The 16,088-nt window shown below is 55.7% G+C and carries 12 protein-coding genes; 1 reads left to right on the plus strand and 11 read right to left on the minus strand.

Translation table 11 applies throughout. From position 1 onward, the window contains the following. Positions 1 to 42: 42 nt before the first annotated feature. The 9 genes from CLH61_RS17030 to CLH61_RS17070 all read right to left on the minus strand — a co-directional run bounded on the left by CLH61_RS17030 (position 43) and on the right by CLH61_RS17070 (position 12,377). Positions 43 to 501, minus strand: a complete 459-nt coding sequence (locus CLH61_RS17030; RefSeq protein ID WP_099615960.1) for an ATPase — start codon at positions 499 to 501, stop codon at positions 43 to 45. A 178-nt stretch (positions 502 to 679) separates the two neighbouring features. After that, entirely contained in the window at positions 680 to 1,591 is a 912-nt protein-coding gene (gene arcC / locus CLH61_RS17035; RefSeq protein ID WP_099615961.1) for a carbamate kinase, read from the minus strand. 15 nt (positions 1,592 to 1,606) lie between these two features. Continuing rightward, positions 1,607 to 2,608 carry an ornithine carbamoyltransferase gene (argF, locus tag CLH61_RS17040; protein WP_099615962.1) on the minus strand — a complete coding sequence of 334 codons (1,002 nt, stop codon included), beginning with the start codon at positions 2,606 to 2,608 and terminating at the stop codon, positions 1,607 to 1,609. 18 nt (positions 2,609 to 2,626) lie between these two features. Further along, the gene (locus tag CLH61_RS17045) at positions 2,627 to 3,856 is read right to left on the minus strand and encodes an arginine deiminase (protein WP_091854507.1); all 1,230 of its coding nucleotides are present in this window, start codon (positions 3,854 to 3,856) and stop codon (positions 2,627 to 2,629) included. A 35-nt stretch (positions 3,857 to 3,891) separates the two neighbouring features. Further along, positions 3,892 to 5,337: a YfcC family protein gene (locus CLH61_RS17050; protein ID WP_099615963.1), complete on the minus strand. Its 1,446-nt coding sequence runs from the start codon at positions 5,335 to 5,337 to the stop codon at positions 3,892 to 3,894. A 101-nt stretch (positions 5,338 to 5,438) separates the two neighbouring features. Continuing rightward, positions 5,439 to 7,793, minus strand: a complete 2,355-nt coding sequence (locus CLH61_RS17055; protein WP_099615964.1) for a heavy metal translocating P-type ATPase — start codon at positions 7,791 to 7,793, stop codon at positions 5,439 to 5,441. Positions 7,794 to 8,422: 629 nt separating this feature from the next. After that, positions 8,423 to 8,620 (minus strand): hypothetical protein, encoded by a 198-nt coding sequence (locus CLH61_RS17060; RefSeq protein WP_008171269.1) that lies wholly within the window; start codon positions 8,618 to 8,620, stop codon positions 8,423 to 8,425. 208 nt (positions 8,621 to 8,828) lie between these two features. Then, the gene (locus CLH61_RS17065) at positions 8,829 to 10,073 is read right to left on the minus strand and encodes an alginate export family protein (RefSeq protein ID WP_228152683.1); all 1,245 of its coding nucleotides are present in this window, start codon (positions 10,071 to 10,073) and stop codon (positions 8,829 to 8,831) included. A gap of 948 nt (positions 10,074 to 11,021) precedes the next feature. Continuing rightward, on the minus strand, positions 11,022 to 12,377 hold the full coding sequence (locus tag CLH61_RS17070; protein ID WP_099615965.1) for a hypothetical protein: 1,356 nt from the start codon (positions 12,375 to 12,377) through the stop codon (positions 11,022 to 11,024). 355 nt (positions 12,378 to 12,732) lie between these two features. On the opposite strand from CLH61_RS17070, the gene CLH61_RS17075 reads away from it, so the two are divergent. Then, positions 12,733 to 13,236, plus strand: coding sequence for a hypothetical protein (locus CLH61_RS17075; RefSeq protein WP_228152684.1), 504 nt, complete (start codon positions 12,733 to 12,735; stop codon positions 13,234 to 13,236). 17 nt (positions 13,237 to 13,253) lie between these two features. On the opposite strand, the gene CLH61_RS17080 is transcribed toward CLH61_RS17075, so the two are convergent. Then, the gene (locus CLH61_RS17080) at positions 13,254 to 14,615 is read right to left on the minus strand and encodes an NADH-quinone oxidoreductase subunit N (protein WP_099615966.1); all 1,362 of its coding nucleotides are present in this window, start codon (positions 14,613 to 14,615) and stop codon (positions 13,254 to 13,256) included. Then, positions 14,615 to 16,084 carry a complex I subunit 4 family protein gene (locus CLH61_RS17085; protein WP_099615967.1) on the minus strand — a complete coding sequence of 490 codons (1,470 nt, stop codon included), beginning with the start codon at positions 16,082 to 16,084 and terminating at the stop codon, positions 14,615 to 14,617. The genes CLH61_RS17080 and CLH61_RS17085 overlap by 1 nt, the downstream gene beginning before the upstream one ends. Positions 16,085 to 16,088: the final 4 nt, after the last annotated feature.

Raw genomic sequence — 16,088 nt, forward strand, 5'->3', positions numbered from 1 at the left:
CAACATCCTTTTCTGCGTCGAAGAATAATTTCAGTGTTCTGATCAGAGGTCGTTCATACGTCCTATCTGCCTGGCCAATCGCATAGCTTCGTTCTCTTCCATGGTTAGCAACGACTGCAGTAATTCTTTCGCCTCGGGAATTTCGGCTTTGTCGGCCATGGTGCGATAAAGGTCCTCTATCTGATCATGGAAATCGAATACTTCTCTGCATATGCCCTCAAAATCCAGCTGTGCGTATGGCTCATCGCAGGTTCTGTGGGTCTTAATGGGATGGTGAGACAGGTAGTCGTAGACCCTTGTCTCCAACACTTTGGAATCGCCCTGCGACTTGAACTCGTTCACAATACGTTCCATTTCCGATTCATGGGTCGCCAAATAGTCCAGCAACGCTTGTGCTCGCTCTTCTTCATTCTTAGTGGCGCAGTGGGACAGGCATCTTGCAAGATGAGCATGCAGGTCCCGTGTCCAGTTAATAAGTTCTCCGAAGGTTTTAATATCCATCTTCCCGTTCCCTTGTGTTGTTTCGTTGTTGACAATTACGTCAGCAGACAGCAATTACCTACCACTTAAACTCATAAGCCTGAATTCATGCTGAAAACCTCCAAAAAAAGATGCAAAAAGAGTCCGTCTATACTGAGGATTTGATGCGCATCAAGTTTTCCACTTTGGCAGGAAAGGACTAAACTGCACGAAGGATTCGCGTGCCTGCACCACCCTCCAAAATGGCAAGCGCATCCTCCAGCTGACCAATACCGCTGACGCTACCGCTTTCTGCGAAGCTTGCCGCTGCCGCCATTTTGGGCCCCATGGAACCTGCGGGAAGATCCAGCTTGCGGGCCTCATCGAGCGTCAGTTCATGAATTGGGGCGGCGGTGTCTTTGCCGAAGTCACGGTAGATGGCATCCACATCGGTGAGGAGCAGCAAAGCGTCTGCACCCAATTGGCTGGCCAGTAGTGCGCTGGCGGCGTCTTTGTCGATCACCGCTTCCACGCCGATCATGCTGCCGTCGTCCCGGCGCAGAATGGGGATGCCACCGCCTCCGGCACAGATCACCACAACACCCTGCTCCAGCAGCAGTTTGAGCACCCGCATGTCGGGTATTTCCAGGGGCTTGGGCGAGGGCACTACCCGCCGCCACTTGTCGCCATCCTGGGCTATGTGCCAGCCGGCGGCTTCGGCTCTGGTCTCGGCTTCTTCCTTGTCGTACACCGGCCCGACAAATTTTGTCGGTTTTTTGAAGGCGGGGTCGTCTTTATCCACCAGAACCTGGGTCAGCAGAGTCGCTACTGGCCGGTCGTGATCCAGGGCATTTTCAAGCTCCTGTTCGATGATATAGCCGATCATGCCTTCGGTCTCCGCACCCAGCACGTCCAGTGGATAGGCTTCGTCCGGCTTATAGGCGGCGCCCTGAAGCGCCAGCAGGCCTACCTGCGGACCATTACCGTGAGTGACCACCAGCTGGTGGCCTGCGCGGACGATGTCGGCCAGAGATTGGGCTGCAATCTTCACGTTGGCCCGCTGCGCCGCGGCGGTCAGGGGTTCCCCTCGCCGCAACAGGGCATTGCCTCCAAGTGCTGCTACCACAAGCATGTCGATCTCCTTGTCTCAGCTTCCAAGAGTGGCAACGAGCACGGCCTTGATGGTGTGCATCCGGTTCTCCGCCTGATCAAACACGATGGAGGCGGGGCTTTCAAAGACGTCTTCAGTGACTTCCATCGCATTAATGCCAAACTCAGACTGTATTTCCTTGCCCACGGTAGTCTCGGTGTTATGGAAGGCCGGCAGGCAGTGCATGAACCTTGCGCGGGGGTTGCCGGTTTTCTCCATCAGGGCAGCATTGACCTGGTAGGGCTGCAAGAGTTTGATCCGCTCTGCCCACTTTTCCTTGGCCTCGCCCATGGACACCCACACGTCGGTGTAGACAAAATCAACCCCGGCAACCGCGGCATCAATGTCCTCCGTGATCATGATCCGGGCGCCGGTTCCAGTGGCAATGGTCTGCGCTTCCTTCTGAATCGCTTCGCTGGGCCAGCAGGCTTTGGGAGCGCACAGACGTACGTCCATTCCCATCTTGGCGCCACCAATCAGCAGGCTGTCGCCCATGTTATTGGCGGCGTCGCCAATGAACACAAACGCCACGTCCCGCAGTGGCTTTTCCACGTTTTCCTGCATGGTCAGGAAGTCTGCCAGTATCTGGGTGGGGTGGAATTCATTGGTCAAGCCGTTGTATACGGGCACGCCGGCGTACTTCGCCAGCTCCTCGACAACCGCCTGGCCGAAGCCCCGGTATTCGATGGCGTCGTATACGCGCCCCAGCACCCGTGCCGTGTCCTTCACTGATTCCTTGTGTCCGATATGGGTGCCCGTCGGGCCTAGATAGGTGACCCGGGCGCCCTGATCAAACGCTGCGACCTCAAACCCGACCCGGGTCCGGGTGGAGTTCTTCTCGAAGATCAGCGCTATGTCCTTGCCCTGCAGCATTGGCACTTCGGTGCCGGCGTACTTGGCGGTTTTCAGGTCGGCGGAAAGCTTGAGCAAAAAACTGATTTCCCGGGGCGTAAAGTCCCTCAGGGTCAGGAAATGTCGGTTCTTGAGATTAAAAGCCATGGTTCTGCTCCTTCCTTGTCAGACTGCATCTCGTATTGTCGGGCAGCTCATGCAGCGCCCACCACCCCGGCCCCGGCCCAGTTCCGCGCCGGGTATGGCCAGTACCTCTATGCCGGCCGCTTCCAGGGCGGCATTGGTATCGTCGTTGCGGTCGTAACCGATAACGACGCCCGGGCTCAGTGCCAACACGTTATTGCCATCGTTCCACTGTTCCCGCTCCCGTTCGGCAGGGGTCTCGCCACCAGTGGCGACCACTTCCAGCGACGGGTAACCAAGGACCTCCGCAACAACATCAAACAGCGGGCGACTGTCCTGGAAAAACGACAGGTGCTTGTCGCCTTCTCCCGGACGCAGGTCGTAGCAAACCATTTCATCGGCGACTTCCTTGAACGTGGTGACTACGTTGCCGCCACAGAAGGTAAACACCGTATCCAGGTGCATGGCTGAACGGGTCTTGGGAATCTGGCAGGCGATCACCCTGTCTGCCGTGCCGTTGGCAAACAGCGCCCTGGCCAGCTGGCCGATGGCTTGCGGGGAGGATCGTTCCCCCATCCCCACCAGCACGGCGCCATTACCCACCGGCATGATGTCGCCCCCTTCCAGGGTCGCCAGCGCATGATCTGCAAGCGGGTCGCCCCAATGCACGTTCACCTTGCCGGCGAACTTCGGGTGGAACCGGTAGATTGCGCTCATCAGTAGCGTCTCCGGTTTGCGCGCAGCCCAGTACATCGGGTTGAGGGTGACACCGCCATAGATCCAGGCGCTGTTGTCACGGGTGAACAGGAAGTTCGGCAGCGGCGGCAGCACAAACCCGTGAGGCCCCAGGTGATTGCCAAACAGTCCGGCGGGATCGAAAGGCAGGTCGCCCACTTCCAGTCCGCCGATGAGGAACTCTGCCAGGGGCTGGCCAGGTAGCTCATCCATCCAGGCGCGGAGATCAGACACCATACCCACCCCGATATGGTTCCAGGTGATCCGGTTATCCAGAATCCAGGCCCGCGCCTCCGGGATATCGAGGGTGTCCGCCAGCAGTTCGTTAACGTCCAGCACCTCCACGCCCCGGGCGCGCATGATCCCGGCGAAGACGTCGTGGTCCTTCTGGGCCTGCTTGACCCAGAAGACATCATCAAACAGCAGTGCATCGCAGTTCGACGGGGTCAGTCTCCGGTGGGCAAGCCCTGGGCGGCAGACGATGACCTGCCGCAGGGTACCGGTTTCAGAGTGAACACCAAGTGTGTACTCAGCCATGTCGCATGCTCCTTTGCATGGGGTTATAGAAAGGGTTACAGAAACGCGCCAATACTGATCACCACACTGATAAAAATTGTGAGAATCAGTAGCAATGGCCAGATAAACGCCAGCCATCGATCGTAGGAAACACGGCCGATGGCCAGGCCGCCCACCACCACGGCAAAGGTCGGGTTGATCAGGTTGACCAGGCCGTTGGCTGACTGATAGGCGGTGACCACCAGATCACGCCCCACGTTGGCAAAGTCCGCCGGCGGCGCAAGGATCGGCATGGAGAGTACCGCCAGGCCGGATGAGGAAGGCACGAAGAAGCTCATGCCCACTTCGATCCAGAACATCAGGTTGATAAAGGCCAGTTCCGGCAAGCCTCCCAGCGTGGTCTCCGCACTGTGCAGGATGGTGTCGGCAATCATGCCCTGCTCCATAATCACCACAATGCCACGGGCCAGCCCGACGACCAGCGCCACGCCCAGCAAATCGCGGGCACCGTCAACAAAACTGCTGGTCAGCTTTTTCTCACCCAGCCGGGCGATGATGCCGATCACGATGGCCGAACCAAAGAAGAGCGCGCCCATTCTGGCCATCCACCAGCCCTGGGAGGAAACACCCCAGATCATCACGATGAACGTCAGTGTGAAGATGATCAGGGCAATTTTCTGCGTACCGGTGAGCTCGAAATCTTCCAGTTCATCGTGGCCCTGAAGGAACAGTTTGCGGTGAGCATCCCTCTGTTTGGCAACCACGGAGCGGGATGGATCGGCCTTGACCCGTTGGGCATAGCGCATAACGTACGCCGCGCAAATGAGAAGGCCACCTACAAGCAGCACAAACCGAAGCACAATGCCGTCTGTAAAGGGAATATCCGCAGCGTTGGAGGCAATGACTGTTGCAAAGGGGTTGATCGTTGACCCCAGCACACCAATACCGGCCCCCACCAGAATGATGGCAACTCCGGTGACTGCGTCGTACCCCGCCGAGATAATGACCGGAATCAGAATGGCATAGAAAGCCAGGGTCTCCTCAGCCATGCCGTAGGTTGTACCCCCCAGTGCAAACAGCGTCATCAGTATCGGGATCATCCATATTTCGCGCCCTTCCAGTCTGTGCATGGCACTGCGGATGCCTGTGTCGATGGCCCCGGTGGCGTTCATTACTCCGAGAAAGCCACCGAGAAACAGCACGAACAGGGCCACGTCAATCGCGTTGGCCGCGTAACTGTCCGGGTCGTAAAAGCCTGCCGTGGGTGCCAGCATCACATCAACGAAGCCCTGGGGGTTGGGGTCCACGGTTTGATAGGTGCCAGGCACCGCAACTTCCCGCCCCACCCCTTCGTTCATGGAGCGCTCGTACTGACCTGCAGGGATAATCCAGGTTAGCGCTGAAACCAGAATGATCAGCAGAAACAGAATGGTGTAGGCGGTTGGAAATCGTGTTGCGAGATCCTGCTCCTCAGAGTCCAGAGATCTGTTTTCTTTGGTCATGTCAGTCTTCCTTTTGCGTGCCAGCAACTATGTTTCGGCTATCTCGTTTGGTGCTCACAATTTAATGTTCGGAGGATGTTTTATCCGTGTTCTGCGGTCGTCTACCCTAAGCCGTCCAGTCGGGTTCGCTTTAGCAGGAGTGCATTTACCGCAACAAGAGCGGAGCTTCCAGACATTGCGAGCGCCGCTACTTCTGGGCTTATCACCAACGGATAGAACACGCCTGCCGCCGCGGGAAAGGCGATGACGTTATAGCCCACCGCCCAGAACAGGTTCTGGTGCATCTTGCGCAGGGTAGCGCGCGACAGCTCGATGGCTCCCAGCACATCGTAGGGGTCGCTCTTCATCAGCACCACGTCAGCGCTCTCAATGGCCACATCAGTGCCGGCACCGATGGCGAAACCCACCTCCGCCTGGGTCAGTGCCGGGGCGTCATTGACACCGTCGCCCACCATGCCAACCTTCTTGCCCTGAGCCTGGAGCTCCTTGATCTTGTCTGCTTTCTGCCCCGGAAGGACATCGGCGATCACCATCTCAATGCCGAGTTCCCGGGCGATGCGCTCGGCGGTGGCCTGGTTGTCGCCGGTGAGCATCGCCACCTCCACCCCGCGTTCACGCATCTTTTTGACCATTGCAGTAGCGGTGGGGCGCGGCGCATCGGCAATGGCGATAAGGCCGACCAGCTTCCCGTCCTGGGCGACGTGCACCACGGTCTGACCCGCACTCTGCAGACGCGCGGCCTCGTCCTTCAGGCTCGCCATGTCGACCTTCTCTTCGTCCATCAGCCGGCGGTTGCCGAGCAGCACGGTCTTGCTGCCAATCTCCGCCCGCGCGCCCTTGCCCTCGATGTTGGTGAAGCCGGTCAGCGGATCGAGCTGCAAGCCTTCGGCCTTACTTTGTATCGCCTGGGCCAGAGGATGGTCCGAGCCCTGCTCCACCGTCCCCGCCAGTGCGAGGACCGCCTCCTCGGTGCTGCCCGCCACCACGACCACCTCGACCACCTGCGGCTCGCCCATGGTCAGGGTGCCGGTCTTGTCGAAGACCACAATATCCAGCCGGGTGGCATCCTCAAGTGCAGAGGCATTCTTGAACAAGATGCCGTTCCTGGCACCGAGGCCGGTGCCCACCATCACCGCCATGGGCGTGGCAAGGCCGAGGGCATCCGGACAGGCGATCACGAACACGGTGATAGTCAGGGTCACGGCAAGCAGCAGGCTTTGGCCGATCCACCAGAACCAGACGGCGAAGGTTAGCAGGCCGATCACGATGGCAATCACCACCAGCCACTGTGACGCTTTGTCCGCCAGCAGCTGCGCCGGGGCCTTGGAGTTCTGCGCCTCCTGCACCAGCTTGACGATCTGCGCTAACGCGGTGTCGGAACCCACCTTGGTGGCGCGATACCTGAAGCTGCCGCTCTTGTTAATGGTGGCCCCGATCACCTTATCGCCGGGCTTTTTTTCCACCGGCATGGACTCGCCAGTGAGCATGGACTCATCCACCAGGGACTCGCCCTCCAAGACCTCACCGTCCACCGGAATCTTATTGCCGGGGCGGATCACGACGATGTCGTCCTTCAGAACCTCAGCGGTGGGTACCTCCCGTTCCTGGCCATCACGCAACACAGTGGCCTTGGGCGGCGCGAGATCCATCAGCGAGCGGATGGCGTCCGAGGCACCGGCACGGGCGCGCATCTCCAGCCAATGGCCGAGCAGGATGAACACCAGCAACACCGCCACCGCCTCGAAAAACTGCACCCCCGGGAAAAAGAGCGTGGAACCGACGCTGAACAGGTAGCCAGTACCCACCGAGAGAACGACCAGCACAGCCATGTTGAGCACGCCGTTTTTCAGCGCGCGCCAGGCGGCAACAAAGAACGGCCAGCTTGGCCAGAGCACCGCGATGCTTGCCAGTAATAGCAACCACAGGTCTAGCCGCAGCCCGAAGGGCGGTGCTGGCGGTTCGAACAGCCCACCCATGGGCGAATAAATGAAAATCGGGAGGCTGAAGATCAGGCAGACCCAGAAACGGTTGCGCATGTCGCGCACCATTGCCTGCATGTCCATGCTGCCGCCGTGGCCCATCTCGTGAGCCATCTCGTCCTTTGCGCCAGCATGTTCGGCGTGCTCAGCAGGAGCGACCGCATCGTTGCGGTCGGTATGAAAGGAGTGGCCATCGTGTGCGGACCGGGACACAATTCCTACTTTGCCCTGTGGGCCTTCCTGGTCGCAAACGTGCCTTGGTAACCATTCTCCAGAACAGTGGTAGCCGCACTCGTGTATCCTGGCATCGATAGCATCAATATCCACCGTCGCTTCGTCATAGGTGACGGTCGCGCTGCCGGTCACATAATTGACCTCGGCTTTCTTGATGCCGGGCAACCTCAATAACTGTTTCTCTACGCCCCGAGCACTCAGTGCCGATAGCAAGCCGCGGATCTCCACAACGGTATTTTTCATTCCTTGCATCCCTTTGCATATTGGCCGACCGGGGCTTTTACCAGGTAGCCAGGCGCCCAGAATAGACGCCGCTCATTCCATTAAAGCATATCTACCTGAATCCAAACTGAATCAGCGGCTTAGGCCGAATCATAATGTGATCTCGGTCAAGCAAATCCCAATGTTGACCAGATGGAAAGACAATGCGCCATAAAGGAATACAAGACGACTGGCACGCAGAAATGAAAATACTGAATTCGAGTGTCATTGTTCGCCTGATTCATCACAGCGGGGCAGGAGGGTAAACGCATCGCCTATTTTCCGATACGCTTCAGCGGGGCCTTGAAAACGCTCATCAGTACTAAAGACGAGAGAGCACTTTGGATCCGTTACTTCTGATAACGGCCCGATGGTGGGCGATCTAATTCAAGTCTTATTATGCGTTTGCATAGGACAAATAGCTGGGAAAGGTCGATGAACAGGAATGAGCCATACGAACGCTGAAGTACGGAAAAACGTTCAGAGGCAACTGGCGGTTTTACATAGCCAATTGCGCCGGCATATTTCGCGCCGGCGCTATGGGCAATATGCAAGCGAAGCAAAGACGGAGGTATAGAACTTGTATTTCAGGAATCTATGTTAACGAGCTTTCACTTATAAGTAACGCCGTGTCGATCGAAGATCTCATAAACTTCCCCGGCCTCCTCCTGCGGCAACATCACCCGGATCGTCTGCTCTTCCTTATCAATAAAGATCACATCCTGTGGGATTTCACTGCCAATAAGATCGTCTCGCGTGTTGCGTGCCTGATCCATGTTCTCGAACTTACCATTAATAGCTTTACCCATCGTGTTTCTCCTTGTTGTTTAGGTTCTTGGCAAAGCATAGCTAACACATCAATTTCTGTAAATTTATGGCGCTGACAAGGGCCGAACGCTGCCTGAGACCTTCTCAGCCGCAGCGTTCGCCAGCGACCCTTGCTATGCGGATTATCTACTCCTCAGTCGGGTCAGCCTTCTTTCAAAAGAATGTCAGCTCACCGCAACAGAGATAAGTTCAAAACTTGACCTCCCCCCACAACCAAGCCTTGTCAGTATCCACGCCGCGACCATCCTCGGCATAACTGGCGAACTTGGCCCCCACCGTGTAGTGTTTGTTGATCGGGTAGACAGCCAGCAGCCCTAACTCTGAGCCATAGCTCAGACTATTTATGTCGCTACTGTAGTCATGATAAACGGCTAGCCACTTGACTCCCTTTACTAAGGCACCCGCAGATACGTATAGATCCTGCAGGCCATCGTCCGGGGTGACCAGGAACTGGTCGGCCCAACCGTTCATCGCGTGAAGCGTCGCCAGAGGCGTTTGGAATGACCGACCGTCGTCCGACTCCAGGGTCTCCATGCCCACCTTAAAGGTCAGGCCGTAGGCCGCGAGACCCACTTCCGCCAGCCAATAAGCTGCCTCAAAGCTTTGCGGGTTGTCTGCATAGTCCTTCTGGATTGCGTACTCCAGGGTGTACAGGACCTTGGCGTCTTCCGCTACATCGGTGCCACCTGCGAACCGCAAACCAAAATTCTGGGTTGAGTTGACGTCTGCGTTGGTAAAGTCGAAAAGATAACCATAGGTTGTCAAGGTTCCGGCAGCCAAGCCATAATACTGTGCGTTGAAAACGGGCGACTGCATTCGGAAATTGCCATTCGGGCTGGCATCCGAGAATACCCGGTTAGCATTGTGAAGATAGCCCGCTGTAATCTTCGTATCCGGAAGCGACTCGTTGGTGCCGACAAAGGCATCGAAGGTTTGTTCATTCTGGCGCCAGCCAACCGTACCTATAAACCGGTGATTGTCCATAGCAAAGCGCTGACGGCCGTAGGTCAGGCTCGTATCCGAAAAACCTTTGTAACGCACGTAAATTTGGTTGACTTCGGTCTCCGTCGGATCAGCGACTACTGAGTGATCGGTTATGCCATTAATGGTGCTATTGTAGTTCTCATTCCCTACAGCGGAGACATCTTCCGCCTCGGTAAACACCTCAAACCCCTTAAAATCACCAGTCCGGTACCCCAGTCGGGTTCGAACGGTGGAAGCATGGGCTTGATCAAGAGGGTTGTCCTGATCCACAAATTCGTAACGGTAACGAACATCAAGCGAAACCTTCCCTCCGGTTAAGGCTTCGGTAAAGGTCATGGACAGGACAGGCGTTGCGGCAGAGGCCAGAACCGAACCAATGGCAAAGGCAAGCAACGACTTCTGATTTTTTTGGCCATTCCTGGCAGTGAGCGGAGTTAGCATCATTTTCATCCTAGCGGTACCTTCTATGGTCGTATAAGCGGTTGAATGGATTCAATATTTCATTGATAGGTAATTAATTCAGTTTAGGGCGCTTATGACAGGGACAACCTTGATATCGGTCAGATTGAATCTGACTCTCAAGAGGTACTTCCAAAAGCTCACAGCCAAAAAGAGCTGGACAAGGCGACATCACCTCATCCGTCATACAGAGCAGTCCCTACGGGCCTCGTTTGCGGCTCATAAAATTGTGAGACTTCTGGGTTTGAAGGGCTGTGTTAGTAGAACCGCGACCTGATAGTGGCTGATTGTGCGTCGCCAGATACTGAGTGGATAAAAACTCTTAACGGGATAACGTACATGACTGCTCAGGAGTTTATTACCTGACCAGCTTCTTTTCCCTGCTGTTGATTATGTCCGAGAAAAAGCCTTCACGGCCCGTGTGTTAGAGACAGATAAGATGAGGCTCGCTCCCTCGCGGGCGGGTTTCCGGCAATAAAGAGGAATATCAAAAAGATAGTTCTAGTTAATGCCATTAATCAGTTGCAGCGTCCGTAGCGCCCATCGTCTTGAATCTGGACCAACCGATCAGGGCGAATCCGCCTATTGGCAGAGCTAACAACTGCCCCATAGTCAATCAGTCAAAGGCAATGAAACACAGCTGCGGGATCAGGAGGCGGACAAACACTACAGGAAAGCGCACCCGGAGAACAACAGGAACAACAATGACGTCCGGTGCCCAAACCGATCGGAGCCAGGGGTGCAATGAAATTCGCTGGCAGAAAAAAACCTGGACGGCCTTTCCACATTCTGAGTAGCCAAAACGGATTGTTCGTTAATTTATCAAAGCCGCGAAACTGCGTGGACCCGAACCATCCGCCAAACATCACGCCAATGGCACAATGACAAACGGCCGGGCTAAAGCCCGGCCGTTGAACTGATTATGCGATTAGACGTTCATCAGTAACTGATATTGACCATAGCTACGACCTTATAGGTATCCTCCGGGTCATCTCCGTAGAAATCCCCCATAAAACCATAAGAGCCTCGGAGACTAATGTCATACAAGCCGGCAAACTTTTTACCAACCTGGGCAGCGACTTCAGTACCAAGGCTTGAACCGTTGGCTTGGACTGCGCTGTCGGGCGCGTCGTCGGCAGCGCGGAAGTATCCGGTGCCATACTTCAGGTAGTAGTCATTGGACAGTTCCTGATCACCCGAGACCATCAGCCCCATCAGACCGTATCCCTGGTAAGCTGCGTCATAAACTGACTTTGCCCCCTGGGAACCATTGTTGTAGTAGTAGTCTGTTCCAAATATTTGCAGATTATCGCTGTTCAGCTCCCAGCCTGACTGGTTTGCTGCAAAGCGATCGGCACCGTTGCTGCTGTCGTCAGCCGGGATATAGATGCCGTGAACCGTGAGAGCACCGCCGTTCCAGTGCTTTTTGGCGTAAAGGTTCAGCATGTACGTGTCACCATCGGTCGCACTTGAGTCGACCCCGGACGCGTTTTTGTACAGTACCGAGCCACTATAGGCGAGACTCTGAGCCGTATAGTCGGCGTAGACGCCAACATAATTATCATCTGTTCGAGCCGCCGTGCCATTCAGAGCAACTTGACTCCTGTTTTTGATCTGGGCACCGGTGAGACCGTAGTGGAACATTTCGCTGGGATGAAGCTCGGCGTTCAACATGTAGAAGTCTACGTCGTCCGCGGAATCCCTATCGTTTTCTTCCCACTTGAACCAGCCACCTGTCAGCGTGGCCATACCAACATTGCCCGCAAAGGAGACGCCATTCATGTCGTCGTTGGTAACAAAGCTCTCGTACTTGCCGAAGCCATACCCCTGGATGCCCGCTCGCACCTTCCAGTCGCTGTTCGGCACCTTCAGTTCAGCGTAGGCATTTTTGGTCTCAACGCCAACGCCGTCGGCGCTGAGTTTGCCGCAATTGTCACCCTGGCAGCTTCCCTTCTCACCCCAGGGAGAATCGACCTCACCGTACCAAACCAGGCTCACGTTATCGTTGAGGTCGCCGGTGATCTTTGCACGCAGGCGCTGGTCAACAAAAGCAGTACTGTTATCGTCGGCCGTATCTAGGCTTTCTGAGGTCGCCTGCAGGCGGTAATAACCGTTCACGCTGAATGGCGAGTCGCTTTTCTTAAGCTTCTCAACCTCCGCTGTGAGTTGGTTGATTTCGGCCTTCAATTCGCCCACCTCCGGTGACGCGCTACCGACCGGCTCTGCAGCCAATGCCGGAGTTGTTACTAAAGCTATCGCCAGTGGAGCACCTATTGATTTGAAGATTTTGCTCACCTGAAACTCCTTGTTTTATTTTTCGTATCGACAACGGTTTGTTGCCTCAGAATGGATGTGCCAGTTAAACGCAGTTCATCTTGACGCACAAACCTGAAACGAACATGAAATTTCAGCTAAAATTCATTTCTCCCACTTTTTATGTAGACGCCCTGCCAATAAGATCTGACGACATATCACATAGGCGATTTAGGCCCTTAGTGCTGGGTGCGATGGCTTTAACCGGCCAGATAATTCAATTAGCTTTGTGGAGGCTAGCAACATTCCCAGGGTTGGGAAGACTTGGCTAGTATTCAATTGGAAATGGCGATTTCAACTTCGGCTGCCTGAAATTAATAGATTAGTTGGATAGATTATGCATTGTTCAAGTCGACTATCCCGTAGAGGCTGGTTCCTGTTTTTTTTAATTTGGTCTGTCAGCTTTTTGCTGCATTTTTTTTGGGAAATGATCCAGGTGCCTTTCTTTACAGGGATGATGGAGGCATCCCATGGTGCGGTAGTCTGGCTGTGCACGCGGGCGGCAATCGGTGATGCCAATATTGCACTATTTGCCTATGGCATTGCCGCCGCGGCAACTAAAGATGGCTTTTGGATACAGGGACGGTGGCGCCGCCATGTTTTAGGAGTGTATTTTGCTACCGGTCTGCTTATAACGATAGTCTTTGAAGCATGGGCCACAGGCGCAGGCCAGCGCTGGAGCTACAATGATTCTATGCCCCTGTTACCCTTTATTGGCACAGGTATTGCGCCTCTAGTGCAGTGGATTATCGTTCCAACAGTCTCGCTCTTTGGTCTGCGTTGGCTCTATAGAGGCTGGCTTGATCTCAGACGTCAGGGCGGTGATTACTCTCGGCAATAAATAATGGGCTTCGGCCATCATGCAAACGGCCCTACAAACACTTGCGCAAATACACCCAAAAGGAGTGTGACAGTCAGCGCTATTATCAGTACGGCTTTCAACCAGATATCAGTTCTAGCCACCACGACATTCCCTTGCCTGTACATCGGCACAACGAGGCGCAGATAAACTGCCAGCGAGAGTACGCTATTGATGATCGCAACCACTGCCACCCAGGTGTACTGCACGTCGATGGCTGCGGCAAACAAAAGGAACTTGCCGACAAAACCCGCCAATGGGGGAATCCCAACCAGCGACAGCAAAAAGATCACCATAGCGATGCCAATAAGCGGTTGAGATCGACCCAATCCGTCAAAATCGCTCAGAGTCCGTCCGGCATTGGCGGCAACTGCGAAAGCGCCCAGGTTCATGGCCGCGTATGCGGCGGCGAACAGAATGATGGATGGTAGCGCAAGTTCACTGGCGCCGACTGCCAAGATGCCCAGAAGGAAATAGCCGGATTGGGCAATCGACGAATAGGCAAGTAGCCGAATCACGTTAGTCTGGACCAGCGCGGCCAGGTAGCCATAGGTCATACTCAGAACCGCCAGTATGGCGATAACAACCGCCCAACTGCTGTCAGGCGCCAGGTCGCTGACCACCTGCGTTAACGCAAACAGCGCACCCACTTTTGGGACGACGGACAAATAGGCGGCAATAGACAGCGGGCCACCCTCATAGGCATCCGGTGCCCAGAAATGGAATGGAACCAGCGAGGCCTTGTAACCCAGACCAACAACCACCGCCACGAACCCAAGAAGAACCGCCGTTGGCATGGTATCTATACCAGGAAGATCCGCAAGTAACGTGGATCCCGCAGCGCCGAACCAGTAGCTCAGGCCGAAAATCATGATTGCACCTGTGACCGAGGCGAACACGAAAAACTTCATGGCGGCCTCAGTGGCAGGGTCGGTATCCGGGTAGGCAACCAAGGCAAAGGTGGCCAGGCCCGTTAATAATGTGCCCAGTATAAGGAACATCGTATCACCCGCACCTGCCAGAACGAGCGCGCCAATGGTGGCAAAGCACAGCAGACTGTAAACCGTGCCCTCTCGCACGGTGCCTCTCACATCCACTCTCGCCAAAAATATGGCGAGGATGGTGGCCGGCAGCAGAATGAGTTTGGCCCACACACTGAGTTCGTCAACCCGGAAACTGCCACCAAACACCGTTGTGTCTTCACCGATCAGACCGACGGTCAGAGCCGTGGCGACGATCAGACCGCTAACGGCGACCAGCAGCGCAATGTGTGGCCTACGCAGCATTTCCGCAATCAACGCACCGACAGCCGTCAACAGTACGGCAATTTCAGGAATCAACAGTGCAAGATCACGAGCCATCACAGTGCCAGCGCCGATGTAGTGCGGTGGATGATGCCCAGCACCCAAGAGGGTGCCACGCCAGTGCCAACAGTGAGCACCAGCAATGGCCCCACAGCAAGCCACTCTCGCGCACTCAAATCAGGCATGGCCTGCCAGCGCTGCCGGGGCTCGCCCAGAAAGGTTTCCCGCAGTGCTTTGAGAAACGTACCGGCAATAATGGCAATACCCAGAATTACAACAACCGCAGCAGGCGAAGCGCTTAAAGTGGCAAGAAATATCTGAAACTCGGCCGGAAAGTGAGCCAGCCCGGGCAAGCCCAGAGATGCAAAGGCCACCAACACAAAGGTCCAGCCGAGCATCGGGACCGTCTTGAGCAACCCACCCAATTCGCCCATTTCGCGGGTGTGGGCGCGATCCTGGATCATACCCACCAGCAAGAACAAGGCACCGGTAACCAGTCCGTGGCTGAACATCTGCAATACCGCACCATCCAAAGCAACAGTTCGCACCGAGGGATCCAGAGTTATTGCCGCCACGGCCACACCGACAATGACATACCCCATGTGGTTAACCGACGTATAGGCGACCAAGCGTTTCAGATCACTCTGGGCCAAAGCGGCAAAAGCCCCGTAGAGCGCGCTGACAACACCGAGAACCAGAACAACAACACCCGCTTCACGGAACGCATCGGGGGTCATTTGCAGGGCAAATCGGACCAGCCCGTAAGTGCCAAATTTCAGCATGACGCCGGCTAGAATGACGCTACCGACGGTCGGCGCCTGCACGTGGGCGGCGGGCAACCAGGTATGCAGCGGCACCGCGGGGATCTTCACCGCAAAGGTGATCAGCATAGCTACCAAAGCCCACATGGCCGCCGCGCCCTCCAAGGGGGGATTCTCAATCCAGGCTCGCATGTCGAAGGTCGGTTCGGGACTGCCCAGATAAAGCCCGAGGATAGCAAGCAGAAGCGGCAGACTTCCCAGCAAGGTGTATATAAAAAACATCAACGCTGCCCGTTGCCTGTCTTCGTGGCCCCACCCGGCGATCATGAAATACATGGAGACAAGGGAAACCTCGAAGAAGACGTAAAACAGGATACCGTCGAGGGCTGTAAAGGTACCAATAGACGCAGTTTCCAGTAGAAGTACCAGGGCCATATAGGTGCGCGGACGTTCACGAAGCGACGATGTATAGATCACAGCAACCAGGAAAAGAACGGCGCTCAACAACACCAAAGGCAGACTGATCCCATCAACTCCCACCCGGTAGGCGGCGCCGATGGCCGGTATCCATTGCAGCGCTTCGACCTGGGAAAAGCCTGCACCGCTCGCACCCTGCAACCACATGGAAAGGGCACCGATCAGTGTAAGGGCGGTGGTAATAATCGCTATGCCGTGTACCGTACGCGTTGCGGGCTTCGGAAGACACAGAATCAGCACCGCGCCGACCAACGGCAAAAACACGGTGAGCGAGACAAGTGGTAGCATGAAT

This window comes from Marinobacter profundi, assembly GCF_002744715.1.
GTDB lineage: Bacteria > Pseudomonadota > Gammaproteobacteria > Pseudomonadales > Oleiphilaceae > Marinobacter > Marinobacter profundi.